At 64.5% G+C, this 14087-nt stretch carries 11 protein-coding genes; 7 read left to right on the top strand and 4 right to left on the bottom strand.

The genetic code is table 11. The features are described 5' to 3' along the window. The 5 genes from infB to pnp form a co-directional block, all read left to right on the top strand. Nucleotides 1-1979: translation initiation factor IF-2 (infB, locus tag ACN0T5_RS10945; RefSeq protein WP_417768665.1), on the top strand; the 1979-nt coding region annotated here is incomplete at its 5' end. A 134-nt stretch (nt 1980-2113) separates the two neighbouring features. Further along, on the top strand, nt 2114-2545 hold the full coding sequence (gene rbfA / locus ACN0T5_RS10940) for a 30S ribosome-binding factor RbfA (protein WP_417768664.1): 432 nt from the start codon (nt 2114-2116) through the stop codon (nt 2543-2545). A 2-nt stretch (nt 2546-2547) separates the two neighbouring features. Then, nucleotides 2548-3540, top strand: coding sequence for a tRNA pseudouridine(55) synthase TruB (gene truB / locus ACN0T5_RS10935; protein WP_417768663.1), 993 nt, complete (start codon nt 2548-2550; stop codon nt 3538-3540). After that, the gene (gene rpsO, locus ACN0T5_RS10930; RefSeq protein ID WP_417768662.1) at nt 3524-3793 is read left to right on the top strand and encodes a 30S ribosomal protein S15; all 270 of its coding nucleotides are present in this window, start codon (nt 3524-3526) and stop codon (nt 3791-3793) included. Before truB ends, rpsO begins: the two co-directional genes overlap by 17 nt. Nucleotides 3794-4054: 261 nt before the next feature. Then, nucleotides 4055-6172, top strand: a complete 2118-nt coding sequence (pnp, locus tag ACN0T5_RS10925) for a polyribonucleotide nucleotidyltransferase (RefSeq protein ID WP_417768661.1) — start codon at nt 4055-4057, stop codon at nt 6170-6172. Nucleotides 6173-6324: 152 nt separating this feature from the next. On the opposite strand, the gene ACN0T5_RS10920 is transcribed toward pnp, so the two are convergent. Both ACN0T5_RS10920 and ACN0T5_RS10915 read right to left on the bottom strand, forming a co-directional pair. Continuing rightward, a complete protein-coding gene (locus ACN0T5_RS10920; protein ID WP_417768660.1) occupies nt 6325-9087 on the bottom strand; it encodes an EAL domain-containing protein in 2763 nt (920 codons plus the stop codon). Beyond that, nucleotides 9084-10166, bottom strand: a complete 1083-nt coding sequence (locus ACN0T5_RS10915) for an autoinducer 2-binding periplasmic protein LuxP (protein WP_417768659.1) — start codon at nt 10164-10166, stop codon at nt 9084-9086. Before ACN0T5_RS10915 ends, ACN0T5_RS10920 begins: the two co-directional genes overlap by 4 nt. Before the next feature lie 381 nt (nt 10167-10547). On the opposite strand from ACN0T5_RS10915, the gene dapB reads away from it, so the two are divergent. Next, nucleotides 10548-11351 (top strand): 4-hydroxy-tetrahydrodipicolinate reductase, encoded by an 804-nt coding sequence (gene dapB / locus ACN0T5_RS10910; protein WP_417768670.1) that lies wholly within the window; start codon nt 10548-10550, stop codon nt 11349-11351. A gap of 55 nt (nt 11352-11406) precedes the next feature. Further along, nucleotides 11407-12027 carry a 2,3-bisphosphoglycerate-dependent phosphoglycerate mutase gene (locus ACN0T5_RS10905; protein ID WP_417768658.1) on the top strand — a complete coding sequence of 207 codons (621 nt, stop codon included), beginning with the start codon at nt 11407-11409 and terminating at the stop codon, nt 12025-12027. Between the two features lie 120 nt (nt 12028-12147). Here the strand turns inward: ACN0T5_RS10905 and ACN0T5_RS10900 are convergent, their stop codons facing one another. Continuing rightward, a complete protein-coding gene (locus tag ACN0T5_RS10900) occupies nt 12148-13155 on the bottom strand; it encodes an adenosine kinase (protein ID WP_417768657.1) in 1008 nt (335 codons plus the stop codon). 38 nt (nt 13156-13193) lie between these two features. Next, nucleotides 13194-14084, bottom strand: a complete 891-nt coding sequence (locus ACN0T5_RS10895) for a prephenate dehydratase (RefSeq protein WP_417768656.1) — start codon at nt 14082-14084, stop codon at nt 13194-13196. Nucleotides 14085-14087: the final 3 nt, after the last annotated feature.

Below are 14087 nucleotides of genomic sequence, written 5' to 3'. Positions count from 1 at the left end.
GCGAGGGCGACGCCCGCAAGACCGTCAAGGCTGTCAAGCGCACCAAGGCCGCGCCGGAACGCCCGACCCCCGTGCGCACCGGCGACGATCGTCGCCGCTCGAAGCTGACGATCTCGTCGGCCACGGGCGATGACGAGGGGCGCAGCCGTTCGCTCGCCTCGCTGCGTCGTCGCCGCGAGAAGGAAAAGCGCGCCGGCCAGCAGGTGGTTCGCGAGAAGATCTCCCGCGAAGTCGTGCTGCCCGAGGCGATCACGATCCAGGATCTGGCCAACCGCATGGCCGAACGGGCCGTCGATGTCATCAAGCTCCTGATGAAGCAGGGCCAGATGCTGAAGATCAACGACGTGATCGATGCGGATACGGCCGAGCTGATCGCCGAGGAGATGGGGCACACCGTGAAGCGTGTCTCCGAATCCGACGTGGAGGAAGGCCTGTTCTCGGCAGCCGACGACAATGAAACGCTGGTGCAGCGTCCGCCCGTGGTGACCATCATGGGCCACGTCGACCACGGCAAGACGTCGCTGCTCGATGCGCTGCGCCGCTCCAATGTGGTGCAAGGCGAGGCCGGCGGCATCACCCAGCATATCGGCGCCTATCAGGTCGATCGCGACGGCAACAAGATCACCTTCATCGACACGCCGGGCCACGCGGCCTTCACCCAGATGCGTGCCCGCGGCGCCAAGGCGACGGACATTGTCATCCTCGTGGTGGCTGCCGACGACGGCGTCATGCCCCAGACCAAGGAAGCGATCGCCCACGCCAAGGCGGCGAATGTACCGATCATCGTGGCGATCAACAAGATCGACAAGCCGGCTGCCGACCCCAACCGTGTCCGCACGGATCTTCTGCGCGAGGACATCGTGGTGGAATCGATGGGTGGCGATGTCATCGAGGTCGAGGTGTCCGCGGCCAAGGGTACCAATCTCGACAAGCTGCTGGAAATGATCCTGCTGCAGTCCGAGGTGCTGGAACTCAGGGCCAACCCGAACCGCACGGCGGAGGGCATCGTCATCGAGGCCCAGCTCGACAAGGGCCGGGGTCCGGTTGCGACCGTGCTCGTGCAGAAGGGAACGCTCAAGGTCGGCGACATCCTGGTGGCCGGTGCCGAGTGGGGCCGCGTGCGCGCCATGCTCGACGAGAACAGCCAGCAGGAAAAGGAAGCCGGTCCGTCGAAGCCCGTCGAGGTGCTCGGTTTCAACGGCACGCCCGAGGCCGGCGACATGGTGGCCGTGGTCGAGAACGAGGCGCGGGCCCGCGAAATCGTCGAATACCGTCAGCGCCAGAAGCGCGAGAAGACCAGCATTCGCGACATCGGCGCGCGCGGCTCGCTCGAGCAGATGATGAACCGTCTGCAGGAAAGCGGCCACAAGGAAACGCCGCTTCTCATCAAGGGCGACGTGCAGGGTTCGGTCGAGGCGATTGCCGGTGCCCTGGAGGCGCTTGGCACCGACGAGGTCAAGGCGCGCGTCCTGCATGCCGGCGTTGGCGGCATCACCGAAAGCGACGTCACGCTGGCGGCCGCATCGGGCGCCCCGATCATCGGCTTCAACGTGCGTGCCAACAAGCAGGCGCGCGACGCGGCCGAGCGCGAGGGCATCGAGATCCGCTACTACAACATCATCTACAACCTGGTGGATGACGTGAAGGCGGCGATGTCGGGCCTGCTCTCGCCGGAGCGCCGCGAGACCTTCCTTGGCAATGCGGAGATCCTGGAGATCTTCAACATCACCAAGGTTGGCAAGGTGGCCGGTTGCCGGGTGACCGAAGGCATCGTGGAGCGCGGCGCGGAAGTGCGCCTGATCCGCGACAACGTGGTCATCCACGAAGGCAAGCTCGGCACGCTCAAGCGCTACAAGGACGAGGTGAAGGAAGTCCAGTCCGGTCAGGAATGCGGCATGAACTTCGTCAGCTACCAGGACATGCGCCCGGGCGACGTCATCGAGTGCTACCGGGTCGAGGAGATCGCGCGCACCCTGTAAGGGGGCCCGCCGCATCCGTTTCGCGCCGGCGGGAACACCCGCCGGCGTTTTCCGTTTCGCCGGGGCATGCGCTTCCCGCCGGCGGCAAGGCCGCTCGAGGCAACGCGCCGCCTTAACCCAACTGGACCGGTTTCATGGCCAATTCGAACAGGACCCCCGCCGGGATGCCGTCGCAGCGACAGCTGCGGGTCGGTGAACTCGTGCGCAAGGAGGTCTCCGACATTCTGGCGCGCGGCACGCTCGCAGACCCCGTCCTCGACGGCACCATCGTCTCCGTGCCGGAGGTCCGCATGACGCCCGATCTCAGGCTTGCGAACTGCCTGGTGATGCCGCTTGGCGGCAAGGATGCGGACAAGGTCGTCGCGGCGCTCAACCGCAGCTCCCGCCACATCCGCCGGGAACTCGGCCGGCGGCTGACGATGAAGTTCCTTCCCGACGTGCGTTTCGTCATCGACACGCGCTTCGACGACGATGATCGCATCACCTCGCTTCTGCGCCGCGAAGACGTGCGCCGCGACATCGAGGACGATGGTCCCGACGGCGACCGGGACGAAAGCGGGCACTAGGGATGGGACGGCGCAGCAAGGCGAACCGCAACCGCATCGACGGCTGGCTTGTGCTCGACAAGCCGGTCGGGATCACCTCCAATGACGCGCTTACCCGCCTGAAGAAAGTCTTTCATCCCGAGAAGGTCGGTCATGCCGGAACGCTTGACCCGCTCGCCTCGGGCCTGCTGCCGGTGGCCTTCGGCGAGGCGACGAAGACGGTCTCCTTCGCCATGGACGGGCGCAAGGTCTACCGGTTCACCGCCCGCTGGGGCGAGGCGACGGAGACCGACGATACCGAAGGCGAGGTTGTCGAGACCTGCGAGACGCGGCCGTCCGCCGCCGACATCATGGCGGTCCTGCCCGAGTTCAGGGGCACGATCAGCCAGGTTCCTCCCAAATATTCGGCCATCAAGGTGGACGGCGCGCGCGCCTACGATCTTGCGCGCGACGGCGAGACGGTCGAACTGGCGGCCCGCGACATCGAGGTCCACCGGTTGGATCTCGTCGAATGCCCGGACCCCGATCATGCGGTTTTCGAGGCCGAATGCGGCAAGGGGACCTATGTTCGCGCGCTGGCGCGCGACATCGCGCGCCGGCTCGGCACCTGCGCCCATGTCGCGGAACTGCGGCGTCTTGTCGTCGGTCCGTTTGACGAGGCGGACATGATTCCGCTGGAAACTCTGGAAGAGTTGGGGCAATGTGCGCCCGGCGGGGGCCTCACCGGGGCTCACGCCGATTTTGTTTTGCCTGTTGCGACCGCGCTGGACGACATCCCGGCGCTGGCCGTCAGCCGGCAGGACGCCGCCCGCCTCAGGAGAGGACAGGGTGTTTTGCTGCGCGGGCGGGATGCCCCGGCGTCTACCGGTCTCGTTTCAGTTACCACTCATGGAGAGTTGGTGGCGATCGGCGAGGTCGAGCGCGGGGAGCTTCTGCCACGGCGCGTCTTCAATCTCGCGGCGGACACATCCGCCGCCACCATTGTCGAAAGGACAACCGATGTCGATTACCGCTGAACGCAAGGCGGAACTGATCAAGGAATACGCGATCAAGGAAGGTGACACGGGGTCTGCCGACGTGCAGATCGCGATCCTCACCGAGCGGATCGCCAACCTCACGGAACACTTCAAGGGCCATGGCAAGGACAACCACTCCCGCCGCGGCCTCCTGAAGATGGTGAGCCTGCGCCGGTCGCTTCTCGATTACCTGAAGAAGACCGAAGAAGGCCGCTATCAGGACCTGATCAAGCGTCTCGGCCTGCGCCGCTGACGAAACGGCAACGCGGCGTCCGCAAGGGCGCCGCGTTCGCGTATCCGCCGCCCGCAAAGGGGCGGCCGGGCGACGGTCATGGGGCAGGATAGCAGGTGGCTTGCATGCCCGGCGAGAAGCCGGGCTCACGAGCTCCCCGCTGTCTTGCCCGTGGCGCGTCTCGTACCGGTGCGAGGGCATGGTGCCGCTCGTACCACCCCATGGGAATGACCCGCGCGAGGCCATTTGGGCGCCGCGGGTGACCGAAAGCTAGGATAGAGCATGTTTGATATTCATCGCGTGGAAGTCGACTGGGGCGGACGCCCGCTGACGCTGGAGACGGGCAAGGTTGCCCGCCAGGCGGACGGCGCGGTTCTCGCGACCTATGGCGAGACCAAGGTGCTGGCCACCGTCGTCGCGGCCAAGGAGCCCAAGCCGGGTCAGGACTTCTTCCCGCTGACCGTGAACTACCAGGAAAAGGCCTATGCGGCCGGCAAGATCCCGGGCGGCTTCTTCAAGCGCGAGGGACGCCCCTCGGAGCACGAGACGCTGACCTCGCGCCTGATCGATCGTCCGATCCGCCCGCTCTTCGTCGACGGGTTCAAGTGCGACACCCAGGTGATCATCACCGTCCTGTCGCATGACATGGAAAACGCGCCGGACATTCTTGCCATGGTGGCGGCCTCCGCCGCCCTGACCATCTCCGGCATTCCCTTCATGGGTCCGATCGGCGGCGCCCGCATCGGCTATATCAACGGCGAGTACGTTCTCAACCCGCTGATCGACGACATGCCGGAATCCTCGCTCGACCTGATCGTCGCCGGCACGGGCGAAGCCGTGCTGATGGTCGAGTCCGAGGCCAAGGAACTGACCGAGGATATCATGCTCGGCGCCGTCATGTTCGGCTTCAAGGGCTTCCAGCCGGTGATCGACGCCATCATCAAGCTGGCCGAGACCGCCGCGCGCGCCCCGCGCGAGGTGAACCTTCCGGATCATTCGGACCTGGCTGCGCGCATCAAGGCGCTGGCCGCCGACGACCTGACCGCTGCCTATGCGATCCGCGAGAAGAGCGAGCGCAAGGCCGCTGTCGACGCCGTAAAGGCCAAGGTCGTCGCGACCCTGACCGCCGAAGCCGGTGAGGCCGGCATCGACAAGGTCGTCGTTGGCGATCTCTTCAAGAAGGCCGAGGCCGGCATCGTGCGCGGTGCGATCCTCGAAAAGGGCGAGCGTATCGACGGCCGCGACCTGAAGACGGTCCGTCCGATCGTCTCGGAGGCGGGCATCCTGCCGCGCGCCCACGGTTCGGCGCTGTTCACCCGCGGCGAGACGCAGTCGCTGGTCGTGGCGACGCTCGGCACGAATGATGACGAGCAGTTCGTCGACGCCCTGGAGGGGACCTACAAGTCGACCTTCATGCTGCACTACAATTTCCCGCCCTACTCGGTCGGCGAGACCGGCCGGACGGGTTCGCCGGGCCGCCGCGAGATCGGACACGGCAAGCTGGCATGGCGCGCCGTCCATCCGCTGCTGCCGCCGCATCACGAGTTCCCCTACACCCTGCGGGTCGTGTCGGAGATCACCGAGTCGAACGGCTCGTCGTCGATGGCAACGGTATGCGGCACCTCCCTGGCTCTGATGGACGCGGGTGTTCCGCTGAAGGCTCCGGTGGCGGGCATCGCCATGGGCCTGATCAAGGAGAACGACAAGTTCGCCGTCCTGTCCGACATCCTTGGTGACGAGGATCATCTCGGCGACATGGACTTCAAGGTCGCCGGTACCGGCGAGGGCATCACCTCGCTGCAGATGGACATCAAGATCGATGGCATCACCGAGGAGATCATGCGGGTTGCGCTCGATCAGGCGCGCGACGGCCGCATTCATATCCTTGGCGAAATGTCGAGCGCACTGTCGGAGGCCCGCGCCGAGCTTGGCGAGCATGCACCGCGCATCGAGGTGATGAAGATCCCGGTCGACAAGATCCGCGAAGTCATCGGCTCCGGCGGCAAGGTGATCCGCGAGATCGTCGAGAAGACCGGCGCCAAGGTCAACATCGAGGACGACGGCACCGTCAAGATCGCGTCTGCCGACGGCAAGGCAATCAAGGCAGCCGTCAACTGGATCAACTCCATCGCCGCCGAGCCGGAAGTGGGCGTGGTCTACGAGGGACGTGTCGTCAAGACGGTCGACTTCGGTGCCTTCGTCAACTTCTTCGGCGCCAAGGACGGCCTTGTCCATATCTCGCAGCTCGCGCCGCAGAAGGTCGCCAAGACCACCGATGTGGTCAAGGAAGGCGACAAGGTCTGGGTCAAGCTGATGGGCTTCGACGAGCGTGGCAAGGTTCGCCTGTCGATGAAGGTTGTCGATCAGGAGACCGGCAAGGAAATCGACTCCGAGGGCTGACACTCGGGAGGTCCGGCCCGTTGGGCCGGACGCAGAGACATTCCGGAAACGGAAGAAAACAAGACGGGCCGGGGGTTCCCCCGGCCCGTTTTTCTTTGCAACCGGCCTGATACATCCGGCAGGCCGCGTCTCGGGCCGTCCTGCCGGATGTATCAGGCGGTTCCGGCGACTGGTTCGCTGGTCGTACCATGCGCACTGAGAAAACCCCGAAACTGTTCGTCGGCCATCGGACGGCCGAGGTGGAAGCCCTGGATCTGGGTGCAGCCGAGCTTGTTGAGAAGCTGGCACTGGCCTTCGGTCTCGACGCCCTCCGCGATGACGGTGATCCCGAGGCTGGCGGCCATGACAACGATCGCCTCCACCAGAGCCAGGTCGTCCCGGTCCGTCTCCAGGTCGCGAATGAAGGACCTGTCGATCTTCAGGGTGTCGATCGGGAAGCGCTTCAGGTTGCTGAGCGAGGAGAAGCCCGTTCCGAAGTCGTCCAGCGACAGACGGATGCCCAGGCTGCGGATGGCATGCAGCGTCTCGATCGGATCGCTCCCGGTCTCGTCGAACATGACGCTTTCGGTGATCTCCAGATGCAGCCGGTCGGGCGGCATGCCTGTGCGCGACAGGGTATCGCGCACCAGTTCAATGAACCGTTCGTCGCGGCACTGGCGCGGGGAGACGTTCACGCTGATCGTCGGCAGGTCCAGCCCCACGGAGATGCAGCGCTGGTAGAACAGGCAGGCCTCCTCCAGGACAAAGGCGCCGAGCGGGACGATCAGGCCGGTGTTCTCGGCGATCGGAATGAAGTCGGCAGGCGAAATCGCCCCGCGCTCCGGATCGTTCCATCGCACCAGTGCCTCGCAACCCGACACGATGTTGCGGCCGACGTCGATCACCGGCTGGAAGTTCAGTGTCAGCTGGCGCTTTTCGAGCGCCCGGCGCAGCGAGCTCTCCAGTTCGAGTGCCCGGGCGACATGCTCGTTCATGTGGGCCGAGAAGAAGCGCAGCTTGTTCCCGCCTTCCGCCTTCGCGTGATACATCGCGGTATCGGCCTGGCGGAGCAACAGCTCGTCGTCGTTCCCGTCGCTGGGGAAGACGGTGATGCCGATGCTGGCCGTCGAGAAGACCTCGACATTGCCGCCGACCACGAGCGGTCGGGACAGCTCCTCCAGAATGCGCGCCGCGGCGATTTCGACGTCGAAGACACTGCGTGTATTGCTGAGGATCACGGCAAACTCGTCTCCGCCCAGGCGGGCCACCGTGTCGTTGTCGTCGAGAACCGACCCGATCCGGGTTGCCGTTGCCTTGATGAGCTGATCGCCGGTGCTGTGCCCGAGACTGTCGTTGATGTTCTTGAACCGGTCGAGATCCAGGAACAGAAGCGCGACGATATGGCCTTCCCACTGCGCACGCGACATCGCCTGCACCAGCCGGTCGCGGAACAGGTTGCGATTGGGCAGTCCCGTCAATGTGTCGAAATTCGCCTGTCGGACGATCAGCTCTTCCTGTCGCTTGCGCTCCGATATGTCGCTGATCGTCGCGTAGTAGGCATCGACGCCGTTCCAGCGGGTCTGGCGCAGGTGAACCTCGACCCAGACCCGCGCACTGTCGGTGGCGATTGCCTTCACCTCGTAGACACCGGGCGCCGATGCGCCGGACTCGCGTGCCTTGTTGTAGGAGAGCATTCTTTCATGCTCTTCAGGCGCGAAGAGGTCGATGACGGGTTGGCCGATCACCTTGTGGCGGTCGTCGATGCCGTAGCCGAGGATCCGCAACAAGGCATCGTTGACATAGAGAACCTTCAGGTTGGCATGAATGATCACCCCTTGCAGGGATTCATCGATCAGCGCCCGGAACTGTGCATCGGTTTCCTTCAGGTCCTGAAAGGCTTCCTGCAGGGTGGTGCCCAGGGCATTGAATTCGCGCACCTTGCCTGGTCGGTATGTCAGGTCGGAGGTGTCGCTGCGGATCTTGTTGGCGTAGCCGACGAGACGTTGCAGGGCCGGACTGGTGAAGCGGTGCAGGGCATAGGCACCCAGCACCGAACCGGCGAGCACATAGAGAAGAAAGGGCGTGAACAGCGTCCGGTAGGTGTCCTGGATGTTTTCGATCGTCTCGCCGGGATGATCGCTGACCAGATGAACCTCGGGCCCGTCCACACTGCCTGACAGGTTCGAATGAACGAGCAACCGGTCATTGACCAGCAGGTGGGCGCCTTTTGCGAAGCCGTCGTGCAATTCACCCAGGCCCGTGCGTGCTCGCAGCGCGCCGACAGTTGCGATCACATGGTTTCCCTGAAACAGCGCGAGGCTGTCCGTATTGAGGGCCTGTGCCATGTCCGACAGAATGAACATGCTGTCGTTGAGCACGTAACCGCCGACCAGGGTGCCAAGAACCCGCCCGTCGAGTTCGTCGATAATGGGGATGGCCTCGACGGCCATCAACAGGGGAGTGTCGTCGCGTCCGGAAACACCCGAGTAGAGGCGCCAGCGGCCGGTGGGCATGCGGGTCCGCTCGCTTGCGGGAAGAGGCGCGTCGAGATCGTAGATGGACGCCCCGGCGTCGACCCAGCCGGGCATGCCGGCACGGTCGATGACGAGCAGTTCGAACTGGGCGCCGATCGGCTGCTCGGAGGCGTCCTGAAGGATCTGGCGAACCAGCTTGTCGTTGCCGGACCAGATGCCGCGGCGCAGGGCGGAATTGTCGGCGAGCGCGCGCAAATGCGTGTCGAGCCGGCCAAGCGACTGGTTGAACACCAGTCGGGCGAGCATGCCTTCCTTGCGCGCGAAGCGTTCCAGTTCCCGGTCCGCGATCGAGAGGCTGCCGATATAGCTGATGGCGAAGAGCGCCGCCGACGTCGTCAGCAGGGCGACCGCAAAGAGCCCGAGTACGAACCTGTTGAAACTGAAATCTTTTTTTCGCGTCATCTGGAGTAGCGGAACGCCCTCCTTTTCAACGCTTCCATGCGGGCCCGGTCGGTGTCGGCGGGAACGAGTTCGAATGCACCCGAATAGACAAGCGGCACATCGCTGCTGCGTCCCTGCAGGTCAAGGGCGATCGCTTCGGCGATGGCCACGCCGTTGTCGTCGTTCATGCGCATCACGGTGACCGCGAGGCGCCCATTCCCAAGCTGCTCCAGTTCAGCGCTGCCACCGCCCCAGCCGTTGGTCGACACGCTGCCGTCCAGTCCCATTTCGGTGATGGCGTCGCTCACACCGAGGGCGATATCGGTCGAGCAGGAGAAAATGAAGCCGATATCGGGTTGCCGTGCCAGAAGCGTCATGGCTGTTTGACGTGCCCTCTCGCGGTCGAAGCCGACATAGTACGAGGCGACCAGGCGTTTGCGCGAGCGCTCGACCATGGCGAGCCGGAAGGGCTCGCCTCGTGTCTGGCTGACAAGGCCTTTCGGGCCGTAGAAGATCGCGTAGGGCTCGGGCTGGGGGCGCGTGTGCAGAATGTACTCGGCGAGAAACCGGGTGCCCGAGGCATGGTCGAAGCCGACATAGAGAAACGGTTGTTCGTTGCCCCATATGCGCAGCGGCGTGGTGATGTTCTGCAGGATGACCTTGGGCCGGTCGCGGGCAATAAGGCGTTCGACAATGACGCGGTGGCGCAGGGCGTCGAGGGTGAAGACGAGGTAGTCGGGGTCGGACTTGAGCGCCTCCGCCACCTGCCGGGTCTGTTCCCGGATTTCCTGGCCGGGCTGGGTGAACTGTGATGTGAGTTCGTAGCTGATGCCGAGTTCGTCAAGACGCGCCTCGAGGGCGACGATGCTTCGCCGCCAGTAGTCGGACGCCTGGATGGCCGGATAGACGATGGCAATCCGCACCGGATCGGAGGGTGCCTCGATCGGCATCGCGGCATTTGCAACCCGTTCGGAGAAGCGCTTTGTGAGGGCGCGTTGTGCCGGCTGATTCTCGAAAAACTCGGAAAGGCTCCAGTACTCGTCGGGTGTTTCACGGCCGAATTCAGCTCTCGCGGACCCTGCAACAAGCAGCGCGACCATCAGCAAAAGGCATGCCGGGAGTTTGTTTCGGTCGTTTCTCACCATTCCAATCCGAGGTTGAAGACCGCCTCCTGAAGTCTGGATGATTGCCGGTTCACTTTCAAGGGAACAGTATCCATTTGATACAAATGAAAAATTGCCGCACCACAGTACCTGTCGAAAATGCGAGGGGCGTTTCCACCCACTGGAGACCAACACAGGGATTCGCGCAAGCACGCTTGATGTCGCGACGATGTTTTCTCGAATACCCGGGGCTGGCCGGCAGTCAGGGGCATGTGGCGATGCGTTGCAGGCCGGCGTCAACCTGCTATACCGCCCGGAACGCTGGACGTTTGGAAGAAGCGAATTTCGACAAGTGATGGAGTTGTGGAGATGACGGTGATGCGGCTGGCGGTTGTCGGCGCGGCAGGGCGCATGGGCGGGGCGCTGATCCGGGCCATCGCGCAAATTGACGGTGTCGAGCTGTCGGGTGCCCTCGAGCGTCCGGGCGCGCCTGACCTCGGCAAGGATGCCGGCGAGGTTGCGGGTCTCCCGGCAAACGGAGTGACGATTTCCGACGATGCGCTGGCGGTGTTCGCCGCCGCTGACGGGGTCCTCGATTTCACGGCACCAGCCGCAACCCGGCAGTTTGCCGAACTCGCCGCCCAGGCCCGTATCGTTCATGTGATCGGCACGACCGGAATGAGTGATGACGACGTGGAGGCGATCCGCCCTGCCGCCCGCCACGCGCGGATCGTCAAGTCCGGCAACATGAGCCTCGGTGTCAATCTTCTCGCTGCGCTGGTGCGTCAGGCGGCCGCTGCGCTTGACGAGGATTTCGACATAGAGGTGCTGGAGATGCACCACCGTCACAAGGTCGACGCGCCGTCCGGCACGGCGCTGCTGCTTGGCGAGGCCGCCGCCGAAGGGCGCGGGATCGAACTGGCCGCGCGCAGCGTACGCTCACGCGACGGCATCACCGGTGAGCGGCCGCGCGGCGACATCGGATTCGCCACCCTTCGCGGCGGATCCGTAATCGGTGACCACAGCGTCGTCCTTGCCGGTCCGCTCGAGACCGTGACGCTCTCGCATCACGCCCAGGACCGCCAGATCTTCGCGCGCGGAGCGATCAAGGCCGCCCTGTGGGCGCGCGACCGCAAGCCCGGCCTTTACTCGATGGACGATGTTCTCGGCCTGAAGGCTTGAGATATTCCGCTGCCCGTGCCATCTGGCTGAACCCCCATCTGGAGATATTCACGTCATGGAACACCTCCTTGTGCTCGTCCGTCACGGGCAAAGCGAATGGAACCTCAAGAACCTCTTCACGGGCTGGAAGGATCCCGGCCTGACCGAGCAGGGGGTGGCCGAGGCGAGCGCCGCCGGAGCAAAGCTCCGGGACCTGAAGCTTGCCTTCGACATGGCCTACACATCCGACCTGACCCGCGCCCAGCACACGCTGGAACTGATCCTCAGGGAGCTTGGCCAGGAAGGGCTGGAGACCGTTCGCGACCAGGCGCTGAACGAGCGCGACTACGGCGACCTGACAGGCATGAACAAGGACGAGGCCCGGGAGAAGTTCGGCGAGGAGCAGGTTCACGTCTGGCGCCGGTCGTTCGACGTGCCGCCGCCGGGAGGCGAAAGCCTGAAGATGACGGCGGAGCGCGTCCTGCCCTATTACCGCTCCGAGATCCTGCCGCAAGTGATTTCTGGCAAGCGCGTGATCGTTGCCGCGCACGGCAATTCGCTGCGTGCGCTGGTGATGGAACTGGAAGGCCTGACGCCCGCGGAGATTCTCAAGCGGGAACTGGCAACCGGTGCCCCGATCGTCTACCGGCTCACCGACGAAGGCACGGTTGCCTCTGTACAGGATCTTGCCGACTGAGCAGTCCCGGCTGGGCGGCATCCTGCCGGCCCTTGGCCGCAAATCGATGAAAAGAACAAGCAAGGGGCGCGGATCGGGAGTGATCCGCGCCCCTTTTTGCGCAAGCGATTCGGGCGTTCCTTAAAGAACGAACCCTTGCTGTCCGGCGAGTTGCCGCAAGGACTGCTCCGGCCGGGCACCGACATGGCCGATCACCTCGGCGGCACACAGGCAACCGAGTTCCGCCGATGTCGTGAAGTCGAAATCGCGCGACTGGCCGAGCAGGAAGCCGGCTGCGAAAAGGTCTCCGGCGCCGGTCAGGTCGACAACATCGTTGACCTTGGCTGCGGGAACCCGGACGGTCTCGCCACGCGAAATCGCCATCGCGCCGTTGGCGCCGAGGGTCAGCGCCGTCACTCCGCAGTCCTCGCGAACCGCGGCGATCGCCGTGTCGAGATCGGAGGTTTCGTAGAGCGCCCGCAATTCATGCTCGTTGGCGAACAGCACATCGATCGTGCCGTCGCGCATCATGCCCAGGAACTCCGCGCGGTAGCGGTCGACGCAGAAACTGTCGGACAGGGTCAGGCTGACCTTGCGCCCATTGGCATGGGCGATCCCGGCGGCCTTGAGAAAGGCCTTCTTCGCCTCGGGGGGGTCCCAGAGGTAGCCTTCCATGTAGGTGATCGCGGAGGCAATCACGGTTTCCGGCTCGATATCCTGCTCCGTCAGTTCGACGCAGGCTCCGAGATAGGTGTTCATGGTCCGCTCGCCGTCCGGCGTGATCAGGATCATCGAGCGGGCCGTCGGCGGTCCCTCCCCCTCGATCAGGGCCGGCGTTTCGAAATGAACGCCCGTGCCGCGCATGTCGTGGCGGTAGGCATTGCCCAGCTCGTCATCGGCGACCTTGCCGAAATAGGCTGGCGTTCCGCCGAGCGCGGCGATCCCGGCCGCGGTGTTGCCCGCGCTGCCGCCTGAAATGCGGGTCGTCTGCCCCATCTTGTCGTACAGACGCACGGCCTCGGCCGTGTCGATCAGGCGCATCGAGCCCTTCACCAGGTTTTCTTGCAGGAGGAAATCCTCCTCCACATGGGCGAACACGTCGCAGATGGCATTTCCGATGCAGAGGGTGTCGAAGCTTTGTCCTGTCATGACGGGGGCAGCATCCTTCTGATGGTGTGGGGAAAGGGTCAGATGCCGGGCGTCGGGCGCAGGGCCCGGTTCGCTTCCGGCTCACGAATCTTGTCCCTGAACGGGTCGGCGGGGTAGACGCCAAGAAGCTTCAGCTCGGCCGAGTAGAAGGCCAGCTCCTCGAGCGCCAGCGATACGGACCGGTCGTCCGGGTGGCCTTCCACGTCGGCATAGAACATCGAGGCGAAGAACTGGCCTTCCAGCTGGTAGGATTCCAGCTTGGTCATGTTGACGCCGTTGGTGGCGAAACCGCCAAGCGCCTTGTAAAGCGCCGCCGGGACGTTGCGGACGCGGAAGATGAATGTGGTGATCACCGTCTGGCCGTTGTTGACGGCCCGCAGGGTGTCGCGCGAAAGGATCAGAAAGCGGGTGGTGTTGTGCGCCTCGTCCTCGACGTCGCGTCGCAGGATCTTCAGCCCGTATGCGTCCGCAGCCATTTCCGGGGCAAGGGCCGCAGCGCTCCGGTCGCCGCGTTCGGCGACCTGGCGGGCCGACCCGGCCGTGTCCGCGCCGATGATCGGCCGCAGGCCCAGTTCCCGGATGATCTTCCGACACTGGCCGAGGGCCATGACGTGACTCTGGACCGAGGCAAGGTCCCCGATCTCGGCGTCGGGCAGGCCCATCAGCTGGAAACGGATCGGCAGGAAATATTCGCCGATAATCTGCAGCGAGGAATGCGGCAGCAGGTGATGGATGTCTGCGACCCGGCCGGCGACCGAGTTCTCGATCGGGATCATTCCCAGGTCGGCATCGCCCGCTTCCATTGCGGTGAAACAATCCTCGAACGTGGCGCAGGGGACCGGCTCGTAGTCCGGATAGGCATTCCTGCAGGCCATATGCGAGTTGGCACCATACTCGCCCTGGAAGACGATTTTCTTTTTCGTGGACATGAT

Origin of the sequence: Stappia sp. (assembly GCF_048261845.1) — a bacterium.
Classification (GTDB): domain Bacteria; phylum Pseudomonadota; class Alphaproteobacteria; order Rhizobiales; family Stappiaceae; genus Stappia.
The sequence above is the reverse complement of the archived record's forward strand: the minus strand, read 5'-3'. Positions and strand labels throughout refer to the sequence as shown.